We start from the raw sequence: 14303 nt of genomic DNA on the forward strand, positions 1-14303 counted from the left end.
CCGAAGTCGTCGGCATAGCCGCCGGCCTCGCCGTCATCAACAAAGCCCTCCACACGCCCGCCGCCACCGCCGGCTGGATCGCCTTCGTCGTCGGCCCGCACCCCCGTGCGGCGGGCCTCGTCGCGTACCCCCGGCTCAGACGCCGCCCGGTCGGCCGCCGCCCGCCAGGCCGCCGTCCGGACCACCGCCGCCCGGGCCACCACCGGCCGGACCGCCGCCACCTGCGACGCCACCGCCCGGACCACTGCCACCCGGACCACTGCCACCGGGCCCGTTCGCCGACCGCAGCGTCTCCAGTCGGTGCCGGTACTCCTCCGTGTCGATCTCACCCCGCGCGAAGCGATCCGCGAGCACCTGCTCCGGGGTCGGCCCGTGCGCCCAGCCACGCGGCCCGCCCGCCCAGGACCCGCCGGCCCACGGCCCGGCGGCACCCGCAGCGGCGGCGCCGTGCGGAACCGGCTGCCGCGAGCGCGAGAGGTACCGGAACAGTGCGACGGCCAGCAGCACCAGGAGCGCCAGGACCACCAGCGAGCCGATCACCATCATGGCGATGCCCCAACCGCCCGGCCCGTGGCCGGGCCCGTACCCGTGCCAATGCCTCATCGAGACCTCCTCCTCGGCCCCGACCGGGGCCCGCCGAGGTGACCGGCGCCGTGCCGCACGAGGCGCCGTGCCGCCGGAGGTGCCGTCACGCCTGATGAGCGGCTCCGCCGGGGAGCGAAAGCCGCCCGAGGTGATCAGCGCCTTATCACCATCCTGCGCCCGGGACCGGTCAAAGCGCCGTGAAGAAAGTCTGAGAAATCGTTCCTGCGATCGCGGGCCCGGGCACCCGGTAGCGTTGCCGCCCATGAACCACCACCCGCCGGACGACCACCGCTCCCCCGAGCAGCTCGTCGCCGCCGGACTGCTCCGCCACCACACCGACGGTCGCCCCCACCCGGCGCTCGGCCACTCCCCGATCGCCTACGTGTCCACCGCGCTCTGGGCCGAACTCACCGCCCTGGCCATCGCCCCCTCCGCCGCCGAGGCCACCGCCACCGCCCTGCTGCGTGCCATCGCCGACGGAGCCGTGGACGCGGCGCTCGCCCCGGGCAACGAACGCGCCCCCCGGCACGACCTGTACGTGGCCGACCCGGCCCACATCGGCCCCCACCGCCGGGCCGTCTGGTTCCGCCGCTACGGCCCGGGCGGCCCCATCACCGCCGCCTTCGCGCCCTAGCGGAACCCCCGGCCTGTGCGGCGGGGTCGCGAAGTGCCGTCCCCAGGAGGAGAGCGAAGAGCTCGCGACGGCCAGGCGGTCCTCGGCGCGGGATGCCGCCTCGCGTGATCGACTTTCCCGATGCGGTTGCCCCGTCCGAGAGTTGGTCCTTCGGCACCGCGCGCGAGCCGGCCGAGTTCTTCGCGGCCGAGGTGGTGGGCGTGCCCGGCGTCCAGCACGCCGGCAGCCAGGGCCGTACCCGTGCGGGATCCTCGGCCAGTACCTGGAGGTGCTCCTGCACCACTTCCAGCCGCAGGTGCCGGCCTCGTGCCGGAAGTGCCGGGCGCCGGCCGAAGCTGGCCCGGGTCGAGGACGCCGACCGGCAGCACCTGGTCGCCCTGCCGCCGGGCGGCCGCGCATCGCGCGCAGGGGGGTGGCCGCGCCTGCCCCGGCCGCGCCCGGCCCCGGCGTTCCTCGGGAGCCGGCTTCGGCCCTCAGCGTTCGACCCGCAGGCTGTGGCACACCCAGCTGAGGCGGTTCGGGCCGTCGGCCGGCGGTCGGGCGTGGTAACTCCCGTCCGCGACCGAGAGGTTGACGATCAGGTAGGCGTGCCAGCCGGTGCCCACGCCGTGCAGGTCCGCGTAGACCAGCTGACCCCCGACGTACCAGTCCACCGAGTGGGCGCCGAGCACCACCTTCAGGTCGACGGTCGATCCCGGTCCCACCCCCGCGTTGCCGCCGTGCCAGTACCGGAAGCCGCCGCGGACGTGGTTGGAGATCTCCAACAGGTCCGGGTTGTCCGGGTGGTACTCGAAGACGTCCACCTCGTTGCCGCCGTCCCGCCAGGTCCAGATCGCCGGCCAGGCGCCCAGTTCGACGGGCAGTGTGACCCGCGCCGACAGCGTGTCCCCGGTGCGGACCTGGAAGCCCTCCGGACTCCCCTCGGTGGTGAGGAGGTTGCAGGTCCACAGGCCGCCGGTCGGCCGCCGGACGGCGGCGAACACCCCGCCGGGGCAGTACTGGCGGCTCAGGTAGTCGAGCTTGTGGTCGCTCCTGTTGGTCGGCCCCATCCGGGGATAGGCGCTGCTGCGCCCCGCGATCCACTGCCTCGTCGAAGTGAAGTCCGCGTCGAACACGACTGCCACGGCCGTCTCCCCAATGCTCCGGGATCCCGGCACTCCGAACCGCCGGGCACACAGAGTGAGTTACCCGATACTCTCCGCAGTATGCGAAGCGTATCAACGGCTCTTGGGGAGCGGCCCTGCCGTGCCCGGTTCAGCCGACCGACGCGGTGGCGCCCCCGGCGCGCAGCCGGTCGGTCACCGAGACCACTCCGTCCACGGAGCGGCAGAGGTTCAGCACGACCGGCACCAGGTGCGCCTCCGGCACGGTGCCGCTGAGCACCACCCGGCCCTGGGTGACCTCCACGCCGATCTCCGCCGGGCTCACGCCCTCGATCCGGCCGAGCACCTCCTCGACGATCTCCCGCCGGATCACCCCGTCCTCGCGCAGGAACACCCGCAGCAGGTCGCCGCGGCTCACCATCCCGATGACCCGCCCCTCCTCGTCCAGCACGGGCAGCCGCTTCAGCCCGTGCCGGCTCATCAGCCGTGCCGCCGCGACCACGCTGGTGCCGGGGGTGGTGCAGGTCGGCTGGGTCGTCATCAGGTCGGCCGCGGTGATCTCGCCACCGGGCCCGGCCTGCACCGACTCGGGCGCGGGCAGCAGGCTGCCGTGGTCCTCCTGCGCGGCCAGGGTGCGCAGCAGGTCGGCCTCCGAGACGAGGCCGAGCGGCCGCCCGTCCGGGTCGACCACCGGCACCCCGGTGATGTCGTAGTCGGTCAGCAGCGCGACGATCTCCCGGAACCCGGTCTCGGGCGTCACCCGGACCACGGGGCTGGTCATCACGGATTCGACGGTGGCATGCCGCACGCCGGTTCACCTCGTCCAACGGTGCTGTGGGACCGGGCGCGGATCGTCCCGGCCGGTACCCGCAGCATGACCCCGAACGGGCTAGATCGCCAGGGACCAAGGGGCTGAACGGGTGGGACCAACGGCTCTGACGTGCGAACACGGCGCCCACGTCCGGGGCGCGCGCCCCCTCGGCCGCGCCCCGGGGCCACGGACGGCGCAACCATCACATGATCGACTCGTTGGACCGTCCACCACGACAGCACGCACGGCTCCGGGAGGGCCCCCTTGGCAGAACGGACGGCGGGCGCGGCGCCGACCGCCCAGCGCGCCGCGGCGCATCCGGTGGCGGAGGCCGAGGCGGCGCTGGTGCGCCACTACCGGAGGCTGGCCCGGCTCGCCTACCTGGCGCTGCCCGCGGACCGGGACCGGCACAGCCGGGTGCTCGCCGCCCACGGCGCGGTCCAGCGCGCGCTGCCCTTCCGCTGGAGCCGCCGGGGCGAGTCCGCCGCGCCGGGCGGGGATCCGGTGGACCCGGTCTACGCGGCCCTGCGCCTGCGGCTCCTGCGCGCCGCGCTGCGCCCGCACCCGGCCGCCCGGTTGTCCGCGCCCCGGGTCTGGGGCCTGCGGCTGTTCACCCCGCCCGGGGGCGAGGAGGACGCGGCGCTGGACCACGCGCTCGCGGGGCTCGACGCCCCGGCCCGGGCCGCCTTCGCCCTGCGCGTGGTCGACGAGCTGGACGCCGACCAGGCGGCCGAGGTGCTGCGGCAGGCCGGTGTGGCGCTCCCGGCGGAGGCACTCGCGGCCGTCGCCGACCTCCTGCCCGGGCCGGCGGCGGAGCCCCCGGCCTTCGACCCGTGCGCCGTGCGGGTGCAGCCCACCGACCTGCTGCGCCGCCGCCGGACGCTGACCGCCGCGCTGGCGGTCGGGCTGCTCGGCCTGACCACGACGGCGGCGGTCCTGGGCGACGCCGGGCGGGCGCCGAGCGGCCCGGAGCCGACGGTCCGGGTGGAGACCGACCCGGCCCGGCTGGTGCGGGTGGCTCCGGACGCCTGGCAGCACACCGCACGGGTCGACTTCACCGCCTGGCCCGCGCGCGGTGACCGCCGCGGGGACGAGGCCCTGCTCGGCCGCGCCCTGGCCGCCTGGGCGCAGCCCGGACCGCGGACCCGCGCCGAGCCCGGCACCGACACCGCCCCGCCCGCCGCTCCACCGAACCTGCTCTACGCGGGCACGGTGGACGGCACCGGCGTGGTGCTGTTGTCCGACGGCCGGCGGATCGCGCGCTGGACGGACGGTCGTCCTGACGGCCAGGGCGGTGGGCTGGACCTCGCCCGGGTCGACGGCTCCGATCCGACGACGGCGGGCGCGGTGGCGCTGCACCGGACGGGCACGGCCGTCCGGTACCTGCTGGCGCCCTGGGTGGACGGCGCGGAGACGCGCCGGATCGACCAGCCGGACGCCCCGGGGCGTCCGTTGGACCACCCCGACGGGCTGAGCGCGGCGGTGCCCGGCGGCGGGCTCGCCGACTGCCAGGGCGCGACCGTGCTGCAGCTGCGCTCCTCCCCGGTGATCGCCGAGAAGCACGCCTTCCTGCTGGCCGACGTGGGCGGGCTCGTCCCGGCCCACCTCACCTACGCTCCGCCGGCCGACCGCGCCCAGTCCGACCGCACGGCCGCCGACCGCACGCCGGCCGACCGCGCCCAGCCGGACCGCGGCCCGACCGACCGGGATCCGCGCGAGGCGGTCGCCCAGGACGCGTTGCAGGCCTGGGCGCGGGCCGGCTGCGCCGTCCCGGACGGCGGCCCGGGCGTCAAGCAGGTGAACCTGTGGGCGTTCGCGGTCCAGCCGCTGCCGCAGAACGCGGGCTCGGCCGCCTGGTTCTGCCTGCGCACCGACCGCTGGACGGGCGAGGGCAGCGCGGCCACGGCCGTGCTGCTGCCGGCCGCCCGGGGCGCCCAGCGCACCGGTGGCGGTCCCGGCCGGGCGTGCAGCCGGTTCGAGCAGGACACCGTGGCCTCCACCTGGTGGCGCTCCCCGCAGGGTTCGGAGTACCTGCTCGCCGCGGGCAGCCGAAGGGTCGCCCGGCTCACCGTCCGGGGTCCTGACTGGTCGGCCGACCGCCCGGCCCCGGACCACACCCTGGCCGTCGAGCGGTCGGCCCGGGCCGCCGTGCAGGTCGAGGCGGTCCTCGACAACGGCACCCGGATCACCCCGCCGCACTGACCGTACCGGCCAACGCCTGCTCGTAGTCCGGCAGTTCGACGCTCGACACCTGCTTGCCCAACTCCAGCATCCGCTCCAGCGCCCACCGGCGGTTGAGCACGGCGTTGCGCAACCGCAGCCCGGCCGCGGTGCGGGGCGCCAGGAACGGGCCGGTCCGGTCCCCGCCCTTCTGGCAGCCCTGGGCGTAGCCGCGCAGCAGGCGCTCGTACCGGGTGAAGGCGGCCCGGTGGTCGCCCCGGGCGAGGGCCAGCTCGCCCGCCAGGACGTACGCGGCCACCACCGCCGTCCCGGTGCCCATGCCGCCGATGGTGGCGCCGCAGGCGGCGTCGCCGAGCAGGGCGATCCGGCCGTGGGACCAGTGGGGGACGTCGGCGCGGCTGATCGAGTCGAAGTACAGCTCCGGAGCCGCGTCCAGGCTCTCCAGCAGTTCCGGCACCCGCCAGCCGAGGCCGGCGAAGGCCGTCCGGACCAGTGCCTTCTGCTGCTCCGGGTCGTGGCGGTCGTAGTGCAGCTCGGGCGAGGCGAACAGGCAGAAGGCGCCCGCCCGGGCCGGGTCCCGGTGGTCCGCGCCGACGGACATCAGCCGGCCCGGGACGTTGAGGCCGACTCCGCCGACCGGCAGTCCGGTGCGGTTCGGCAGCTGCCAGGTGGCCGCGTAGTAGCCGAGGTGGCGGACGAAGCGCCGCTCGGGGCCGAAGGCGAGCCGCCGGACGTTGGAGTGCAGGCCGTCGGCCCCGATCACCAGGTCGAACTCGCGCGGCGCGCCGTGCCGGAAGGCGACCCGGACGCCCTCCGCCGTCTCCTCCAGGGCCGTGACGGAGTCGCCGAAGACGTACTGGGCGCGGGCGCTGCTGTGCCGGTGCAGCAACCGGGCCAGCTTGCCGCGCGGGACTTCCACCTCGCCGCCCGCGAACTCCGCGGGCAGGTGCAGCAGTCGGCGCCCCCGCCGGTCCACGAAGGTGATCGGGCTGCCGCCGGTGGCGAGCGCGCGCAGGTCCTCCAGGACGCCCATCCGCTCCAGCACGGTGAGGTGGGTGGCACCCCGGAAGTCGACGTTCTGGCCGCCGCCGCGCAGCGCCGGGGCGAGTTCGACCACGGTCACGTCGAAGCCGTACCGGCCCAGCCAGTGGGCGAGCGCCGGGCCGGCGATGCTCGCGCCCGAGATCAGCACCCTGGTGCGCCGGGCGCCGCGCGGCACGCCGTCCCGGGAACCGCCGTGGGCGCGGTCGAGCAGATCGTTCATGGGAACCACCCCGTCCGAGGTCGAATAACTGTGTCTGGCGGACACTGTTCGCTGCTGTGTACGGTAGACACAGTTGGCGCGGACGGGCAACCCCCGGGACGGGAGCGGATGGATGGGCGAGGCGGCGAACGACACGGTGCGGCTCCTCTGGGGCCCCCCGGCCAAGCCGACCCGGGGGCCGAAGCCGGCCCTCAGCCTGGAGCGGATCGCCGCGGCGGGCGTCGAGGTGGCGGACACCGAGGGGCTGGGCGCCGTCTCCATGCAGAAGGTGGCCGGACTGCTCGACTTCACCAAGATGTCGCTCTACCGCTACGTGCCCGGCAAGGCCGAACTCATCGCCCTGATGGTCGAGTCGGCCCTCGAGGAACCCCCGGCACCCACCGCGGGGAGCCACTGGCGGGAACAGCTCACCGCCTGGGCGCACCACTTGGCCCAGTGCTTCGGCCGTCACCCCTGGCTGCTGGACGCCACCGTCGGGCCCCGGGTGCCCGGCCCGAAGGAGCTCGCCTGGCTGGAGCGGGTGGTGGCCGCCCTCGACGGCCACGGCCTGACCGGCGCCGAACGCATGGACGCCGCCGTCCTGCTCGCCGGACACGTGCGCGGCATCGCCGAGCAGGTCCGCGCCACCCGCCCGAACGGCTCCCCCGAGGCCGAACTCCGCGCCGCCCTCGGCACCGTGGTGCACCACCACGCCGACCGCTACCCCGCGCTGGCCGCCGCCATGGCCGAGCCGGGCGGGCACGACCAGGCCCTGGACTTCGGCCTGGCCCGCATCCTGGACGGCCTGGCCGCCCTGATCAGCCGCCGGACGGAGCGGCCGCAGGCCCGCTGACCACGCGAGGGGCGGCCCGGGCACGGCGAGCCTTCGGCCCGATGGCGACGTTCGCGGCCGCCCGGGCATTGACCACGGCCCGACGGGGTAGCCGCTGAGCCGCATGACCTCCCGCACGTCGTCCGACCCGGCCGGACACCGGCCCGGACAACACCGGCGGCAGGCCCGCGACCTGCGGTTTCCCGGTCGAGGTGCCCGTCCGGCCGAACCGGGTGATCATGGGACGAACCGTGACTTCGGCGATCAGGCGTGCCGGTGCCACCCGGCGGCGCCCGGAAGGGACCGCGATGTTCCAGCTCCTGTGGATCCTGCTCATCGGCTTCGTGCTCGGCGTGCTCGCGAAACTGATCCTGCGCGGCCCCCAGTCGATCCCCTGGTGGCTCACCATGCTGCTCGGCGCCGCCGGCGCCTGGCTCGGCAACGCCGTCTCCGGCTGGATCGGCGTCCGCCACACCTCGGGCATCGACTGGATCCGTCACATCCTCCAACTGGCCTTCGCCGTCGCCCTGGTGGCCATCGTCGCGCCCGCCTGGAGCAGGTCCCACCCGCCCCGCTGACCCGGCCCGCCCTGCTGACCCGGCCCGCCCCGCGCTCCCCCGGCCCGCGCTGCCTCAGCCCACGTGCACAGCGGGTCGGCGGGTGCGGTCGGGCTCGGCCTCCCGCAGGACCTCGCGGGTGACGGGCGCGATCTCGCCCTGCCCGAAGAGGAAGAACCGCAGGAACTGGGCGAAGGGATTGCCCTCGGTCCACTCGAAGTAGATGTGCGGCTGCTGCCCGGTGAGGTCGCGCACCTGCAGCAGCAGGGCGGCCAGGGCGTTGGGCACGCTGGAGCTCTCCAGTGACAGCACCCGGTAGCGGTCGTGCAGCACCTCGCCGCGCACCGTCAGCTCGGCCTCGAAGTCGGACGGATCGAGGACGGTCACCTCGACGAAGACCAGGTCGTCCTCGGCCGGGATGTCGTTGTCCCGGCGGATCTGGTGGAGCTTGTCACGGTACTCGGCGAGGTCCCGGCTGTTCGGCTCGTTGGCGATCAGCCGCAGCGGGCGGTGCAGGTAGTCCCGGACGAACCGTTCGGCCACGTCGTCCAGCACCACGTCGGTGACGCGCAGTTCGAAGGCGCGCTTGAGCCGGGACAGGAAGGACACCAGCATGATGCCCGCGATGAAGCAGGCGCCGATCTTGACGCCGTCCGGCCGCTCGGCGATGTTCACGGCCGTGGTGTAGACGAACACCGCGGCGATCACCGCGAAACCGGCCGTCCAGCGCCGCTGCCCGGCCTTGTGGGCGGCGATGGTGACGGCGATCGCCGCCGAGGAGATCAGCACCAGCACGCCCGTCGCGTACGCGCTGCCCTGGGCGTCCACGTTGGCGTCGAAGAGCCAGGTGACCAGGAAGGCGATCAGGGTGAGCACGATGACGGTCGGGCGCACCGCCCGGGCCCAGTGCGGTGCCATGCCGTACCGGGGCAGGTAGCGCGGCATCAGGTTGAGCAGGCCGGCCATCGCGGAGGCTCCGGCGAACCAGAGGATGGCGATGGTGGAGAGGTCGTACACGCTGCCGAAGGCGCTGCCGAGGTTCTCGTGGGCGAGGTAGGCGAGCGCCCGCCCGTTGGCCTCGCCGCCCTTCTTGAAGGCGTCGGGCGGGATGAGCAGCGTGGTGATGAGGCTGGTGGTGATGAGGAAGCAGCTCATGATCACGGCGGCGGTGGTGAGCAGTTTGCGCGCGCCCCGGATCCGGCCGGTGGGCTTCTCCTCGGTGTCGTCCGGGTCGCCCTCGATGTGCGGCATCACGGCGACGCCGGTCTCGAAGCCGGACAGGCCCAGCGCCAGTTTCGGGAAGACGACCAGGGCGACGCCGATCATCGCGAAGACGTTGCCGTGCTCGGCGGTGAGCGCGTCCGTCCAGTCGCTGAACAGGTGCGGGGCCTTGAGCACGTGCCAGAGCCCGTCGGCGACCACGACGACGTTGAGCGTCAGGTAGACGCCCACCAGGAAGACGGCCAGGCCGATCGCCTCGCCGAAGCCCTTGAGGAAGACGGCGCCGAGCAGCGCGATCATGATCAGCGTCAGCAGGACCTGCTTGCCGGTGAGCGCGCTGTGCAGGTGCGGGTTCTCTACCAGGTGCGCGGTGGCGTCGGCGGCCGACAGGGTGATGGTGATCATGAAGTCGGTGGCCGCGAAGCCCAGCAGGGTGAGCACGAACAGCTTGCCCTGCCAGAACGACAGCAGCCGCTCCAGCATCGCGATCGAGCCCTCGCCGTGCGGGCTCTCCTGGGCCACCCGCCGGTAGACCGGCAGCGCGCCCAGCAGGGTGACGATCACCAGCACGATGGTCGCCAGCGGTGAGACCAGGCCGGCCGCCAGGGCGGCGATGCCGGGCTGGTAGCCGAGCGTGGAGAAGTAGTCGAGGCCGGTGAGGCACATCACCCGCCACCAGCGCTGGCCCTTCTCGTGCGGCGCCTCGGCGTGCGGGCCGGGGTGCTGCTTGGCCATGTCGGACAGGCCTTCCAGCATCCACGCCCGGAACCGGGCGCCCCGCGTCGACGGACCCGCCACCGGTTCGGCCGAACCCGAGGAAACCACGTACACCCCTGTCCACGACGTCGGCCGGCCGCGTGCGGCTCCGGCCCCCCTGGCGGCCGCCGGACGGCGGGCCCGGTCAGGTTAGGTGACCGGATCGCCGGCGGCCGGCAACCGCGCGGGCCGGCGCACCGGGATGCGCCCGAACGGCCCTGCCGGGTGACGGCCCCTCCGGGCGGTGGCCGCGGATCCGGCGCGGCGGTCGGCATGAATCCCCCGGAACGGGCGAGGATGTCCGCGCGCGTTGACGCAGGCTTTGACGCACGGTGCTGACGCCTCGCATTGACGGATCGCACGGACGCGCGACAGCCGCGCGCGACGGTGCCCATCGGGTCGACGCACGCCGCACGGTCGGCGCCCCCGCGAGGAGGCCCGACGGAAAACGCTCAGCGACCGGCACCGACGGACGACGACGGACCACAGGGAGGCCGCAGTGGTGGAACCGAGCCGACGGGGGATTCTGGGCCTCGGCCTGCTGGCGGCCGCCGCCACCTCCTGCGGCGCCCGTCACCCGGAGGCGGCGCCCCAGGCCACTCCCGACGCCCACGGTGTCCCCCGCGAGGGTGACCCCACCGCCGACCGGCACACCGGCCCGGGCAGCGAGCAGTCCCAGCCCGGCACCCCCGACTGGGAGATCACCGACCCCGGACCCGCCGACGCCATCGAGGGCTTCGCCGACCGGGTCAGCGTGCTGCCCGGAGAGCCCTTCGGACTGCACGTCTCCACCACCGCCTCCGCCTTCACCGTCTCCGCTTACCGGATGGGCTGGTACGGCGGAGCCCGGGCCCGTCTGGTCTGGCGCCGCGAGCACGTTCCCGGTGCCAAACAGGCCGCTCCCCGCGTCGACCAGGGCACCCGCACCGTGCTGACCGACTGGCAGCGCACCGTGAGCGTGGACACCTCCGGCTGGCCCGAGGGCGCCTACCTGCTACGCCTGGACGCCGAGGGCGGCCCCGGCCGCCGCTACGTCCCGCTCACCGTCCGCTCGGCGAGCACCGCCGGCAGGACGGTGGTCATGAGCGCCCCGGCGACCTGGCAGGCCTACAACGAGTGGGGCGGCTACAGCCTCTACAACGGCCCGTCCGGGACCCTGGCCACCCGCTCGCTGCGGGTCGTCTTCGACCGCCCGTACGACTACGACCACGGCGCCGGACTGTTCCTGGTCTACGAGGCACCGCTGGTCGCCCTCGTCGAGCGGCTCGGCCTGCCGCTCGCCTACACCACCGGGATCGACGTGGCCCGCGACCCGGGGCTGCTGCACGGCGCCGCCGCCGTCCTCTCGCTCGGCCACGACGAGTACTGGTCCCCGGAGCAGCGCGCCAACGTGGTGGCGGCCCGCGACACCGGGACGAACCTGGCCGTCCTGGGCGCCAACTGCTGCTTCCGCCGGGTGCGCTTCGAGCCCACCGCCCTCGGCCCCGACCGTACCGTGGTCTGCTACAAGGACGCCTGGGCGCAGGACCCGGGCCACCAGGCCGGTGCGCCGGCGACGACCGACTTCCGGGTCGGCCCGGGCGCCGACCCGGAGAGCGCGATGCTCGGCGTGATCTACGACGGCTACCCGGTCGACGCCCCGTACGTGGTCACCTCGCCCGGGCACTGGGCGTTCGAGGGGACGGGCGTCGCGGCCGGGGCGTCCTTCCCGCACCTGGTCGGCGTCGAGTACGACCGGGTGGACACCGGCTTCCCCACCCCGAGGCCGATCGAGGTCATCGCCCACTCCCCCGTGGTCTGCGAGGGCCGCCACTCCCACTCCGACACCGCCTACTACACGGTGCCGAGCGGCGCCGGGGTCTTCGCCAGCGGGACGATGCGCTGGGTGGAGGCCCTCGACGCGCACGGCCCGGGCGGCGGCCAGGCCGTCCACGGCATCGACTCCAGCGCCGGGGACCTGGTCCGCAAGGTCACGGAGAACGTCCTGCGCGCCTTCGCCGCCGGCCCGGCCGGCCGCACCCACCCGGCGGCGGACAACCTCGCCGCCGTCTACGGCCCGGCCTGAGCGGCGGACTCCACGACTGACGCACCGTCAGCGACCGGTCCCGGTGCCGGGGCGGAGACGGGCGCGCGCCCCGGTTACACTCGCACGGTCTCGTCGAACGCCGACGAGCGGACCAGCAGAGCCGTCCAGGACAACCGACCGGTGTGGCGCCGATGCCGGCCGGCAAGGGCACGAGGGAACAGAACATGGTCGAGGCCTCCCCCAAGGTCGTTGTCGTCGTCCCCACGTACAACGAGCGGGAGAACCTTCCGGTCCTCGCCGGGCACCTCGCGGAACTCCCGGTGCCGAACCTGCACCTGCTGGTGGTCGACGACAACTCCCCCGACGGCACCGGTGAGCTCGCCGACAAGCTCGCCGCCGGCTCCGGCGGCACCGTCGGCGTCCTGCACCGCACCGAGAAGGACGGCCTCGGCCGCGCCTACCTGGCCGGCATGGCGCGCGCCCTGGACGAGGGCGCCGATGTGGTGGTCCAGATGGACGCCGACCTCTCGCACCCGGCCTCCGCCATACCGGAGATGGTGCGGGCCCTGCTCGCCGACGACACCGCCGTGGTGCTCGGCTCACGCTACGCGCCCGGCGGCTCCATCGCCGCGGAGTGGCCCTGGCACCGCAAGGCGCTCTCCGCCTGGGCCAACTTCTACGTCAACGCGATCCTCGGCCTGGGCGTGCGGGACGCCACCGCCGGGTTCAAGGCCTGGCGGGCGAGCACCCTGCGGGCCATCGACCTGCCGACCGTCCGGAGCAGCGGCTACTCGTTCCAGGTCGAGATGAACCACCGGGTGATCCAGCGCGGGCTGACCATCAGCGAGGTGCCGATCCGGTTCGAGGAGCGGGTCGTGGGCGCCTCCAAGATGAGCGTCGGGGTGCAGGTCGAGTCCGCCCTCGCGCCCTGGAAGCTGCGCTTCAACCGCGACGGTGAACCCGCCGGGCGCGACTGACGCCCCGTCGTCCGTCCGCGACCCGCGGACGAGCGTGCGCGGCCCCGCGGACGACCGCGCGCGAGCGCCGCCGCGGCGCAACCGGCCCCCTCCGACGTGGTCATTCGGGTAGTAACCCGGCCGGGGGGCGGTGTCAGCCGCGGCTGTGGGGAAAGAAGGCCGTCATGCCCCTTCTCCCGGAGTCCTTCACGACCCTGGTCCGCCGCGGCGCCCGAGAACCCTTCGTCGTCCAGACCGTGCGGGCGACCGTGGCCGCCACCCTCGCCTACGCGGTGGCGACCCGGCTCAGCAGCGAGCCCGCGCCGCTGACGGCGCCGCTGACCGCACTGCTGGTGGTCCAGGTCACCGTCTACTCCACGCTCAAGACCAGCATCCGCCGGGTCAACTCGGTGGTGGTGGGCGTGCTGATCGCGATCGGCTTCAGCGCGGTGGTCGGGCTGTCCTGGTGGAGCCTCGGCATGATCATCCTCGCCTCCCTGGTGATCGGCCGCTTCGTCCGGGTCGAGGAGTTCGTCCAGGAGGTCGCGATCAGCGCGATGCTGATCCTGGGGGTGACCAAACTGGCCTCCCAGGCCTGGGACCGGGTCCTGGAGACGATGATCGGCGCGGCCGTCGGGCTGCTGTTCAACCTGCTCTTCGCCCCGCCGGTCTGGGTGGACACCGCCGGCGAGTCGATCGAGGACCTCGCCCGGCGGGCCCGGCACCTGCTCGTGGACATCGCCGAGGAGCTGGGCCGGCCCATCCCGGTGGCCCGGGCGGCCGAGCGGCTGCACGAGGCCCGCCGGCTCGACCACGCGATCGCCGAGGTGGACGCGGCGCTGCGCCAGGCCGAGGACAGCCTGCGGTTCAACCCCCGGATCAGCGAGGGCCTGCTCTCCCGGCTGGTGCTGCGCACCGGGCTGGACACGCTGGAAATCTGCGTGGTGGTGATCAGGGTGCTGGCCCGCTCGCTCACCGACCTGGCCAAGCGGCGCGGGCCCGGCGAGCGGCTCTTCCCGCCGGACGTCGCGGTGGCCCTGGAGGAGCTGCTGGAGCACGTCGGCGGCGCCATGGTCGGCTTCGCGGTGCTGATCACCACCCAGGTCAGCCGCAACGCCGAGGAGGCCGAGGAGCGGCTGACCGCCGAACTGGCGGCGGCCTGGGCCTGCCGGGAGAACGTCGCCCAGGTGCTGCTGCGCCAGGTCCAGGAGCACCCGGAGGCCTGGCAGCTGCACGGCTCGATGCTGGCCGAGGTGGACCGGATCCTCGACGAACTGGACCTCGAACACCGCAGCCGGCGGCTCATGGAGGAGCTCGACCGGGCGTCGGTGGCGAACCGGGAGCGGTTCACCCGGCTCGCCGGGGTGCGCCGCTTCGTCCGGGGCGAGCGGAGCCCCG

General features: G+C 74.6%; 12 protein-coding genes. 7 read left to right on the forward strand and 5 right to left on the reverse strand.

Annotation, left to right across the window (positions count from 1 at the left end; all coding sequences use genetic code 11):
* Positions 1 to 135: 135 nt before the first annotated feature.
* Positions 136 to 603: an SHOCT domain-containing protein gene (locus tag ABT247_RS24450; protein WP_350745782.1), complete on the reverse strand. Its 468-nt coding sequence runs from the start codon at positions 601 to 603 to the stop codon at positions 136 to 138.
* A 244-nt stretch (positions 604 to 847) separates the two neighbouring features.
* On the opposite strand from ABT247_RS24450, the gene ABT247_RS24455 reads away from it, so the two are divergent.
* Entirely contained in the window at positions 848 to 1219 is a 372-nt protein-coding gene (locus tag ABT247_RS24455) for a hypothetical protein (RefSeq protein ID WP_350745784.1), read from the forward strand.
* Between the two features lie 473 nt (positions 1220 to 1692).
* On the opposite strand, the gene ABT247_RS24460 is transcribed toward ABT247_RS24455, so the two are convergent.
* Together ABT247_RS24460 and ABT247_RS24465 are read right to left on the reverse strand one after the other, a co-directional pair.
* On the reverse strand, positions 1693 to 2343 hold the full coding sequence (locus tag ABT247_RS24460) for a LamG domain-containing protein (RefSeq protein WP_350745787.1): 651 nt from the start codon (positions 2341 to 2343) through the stop codon (positions 1693 to 1695).
* Positions 2344 to 2473: 130 nt separating this feature from the next.
* Complete coding sequence (locus ABT247_RS24465) at positions 2474 to 3103, reverse strand: CBS domain-containing protein (protein ID WP_350745808.1); 630 nt, start codon at positions 3101 to 3103, stop codon at positions 2474 to 2476.
* 294 nt (positions 3104 to 3397) lie between these two features.
* On the opposite strand from ABT247_RS24465, the gene ABT247_RS24470 reads away from it, so the two are divergent.
* Positions 3398 to 5335, forward strand: coding sequence for a hypothetical protein (locus tag ABT247_RS24470; protein WP_350745790.1), 1938 nt, complete (start codon positions 3398 to 3400; stop codon positions 5333 to 5335).
* Here ABT247_RS24470 and ABT247_RS24475 read toward each other — a convergent pair.
* Positions 5319 to 6578, reverse strand: a complete 1260-nt coding sequence (locus ABT247_RS24475; RefSeq protein WP_350745792.1) for an FAD-dependent monooxygenase — start codon at positions 6576 to 6578, stop codon at positions 5319 to 5321. The two genes, ABT247_RS24470 and ABT247_RS24475, sit on opposite strands and share 17 nt — an antisense overlap.
* A gap of 112 nt (positions 6579 to 6690) precedes the next feature.
* Here ABT247_RS24475 and ABT247_RS24480 point away from each other — a divergent pair, with 112 nt between their 5' ends.
* A complete protein-coding gene (locus ABT247_RS24480) occupies positions 6691 to 7410 on the forward strand; it encodes a TetR/AcrR family transcriptional regulator (RefSeq protein WP_350745795.1) in 720 nt (239 codons plus the stop codon).
* Positions 7411 to 7697: 287 nt separating this feature from the next.
* Positions 7698 to 7967, forward strand: coding sequence for a GlsB/YeaQ/YmgE family stress response membrane protein (locus tag ABT247_RS24485; RefSeq protein ID WP_350745797.1), 270 nt, complete (start codon positions 7698 to 7700; stop codon positions 7965 to 7967).
* Positions 7968 to 8021: 54 nt separating this feature from the next.
* Here the strand turns inward: ABT247_RS24485 and ABT247_RS24490 are convergent, their stop codons facing one another.
* Positions 8022 to 9902: an APC family permease gene (locus tag ABT247_RS24490; protein WP_350745799.1), complete on the reverse strand. Its 1881-nt coding sequence runs from the start codon at positions 9900 to 9902 to the stop codon at positions 8022 to 8024.
* A gap of 520 nt (positions 9903 to 10422) precedes the next feature.
* Here ABT247_RS24490 and ABT247_RS24495 point away from each other — a divergent pair.
* The 3 genes from ABT247_RS24495 to ABT247_RS24505 form a co-directional block, all read left to right on the forward strand.
* Positions 10423 to 11988 carry a N,N-dimethylformamidase beta subunit family domain-containing protein gene (locus tag ABT247_RS24495; protein ID WP_350745802.1) on the forward strand — a complete coding sequence of 522 codons (1566 nt, stop codon included), beginning with the start codon at positions 10423 to 10425 and terminating at the stop codon, positions 11986 to 11988.
* A 152-nt stretch (positions 11989 to 12140) separates the two neighbouring features.
* Positions 12141 to 12926: a polyprenol monophosphomannose synthase gene (locus ABT247_RS24500; RefSeq protein ID WP_350745811.1), complete on the forward strand. Its 786-nt coding sequence runs from the start codon at positions 12141 to 12143 to the stop codon at positions 12924 to 12926.
* Between the two features lie 164 nt (positions 12927 to 13090).
* Positions 13091 to 14303 (forward strand): FUSC family protein (locus ABT247_RS24505; RefSeq protein ID WP_350745805.1); only part of this gene is annotated, 1213 nt, incomplete at its 3' end.

This window comes from Kitasatospora sp. NPDC001539 (assembly GCF_040298565.1).
Taxonomy (GTDB): Bacteria; Actinomycetota; Actinomycetes; order Streptomycetales; family Streptomycetaceae; genus Kitasatospora.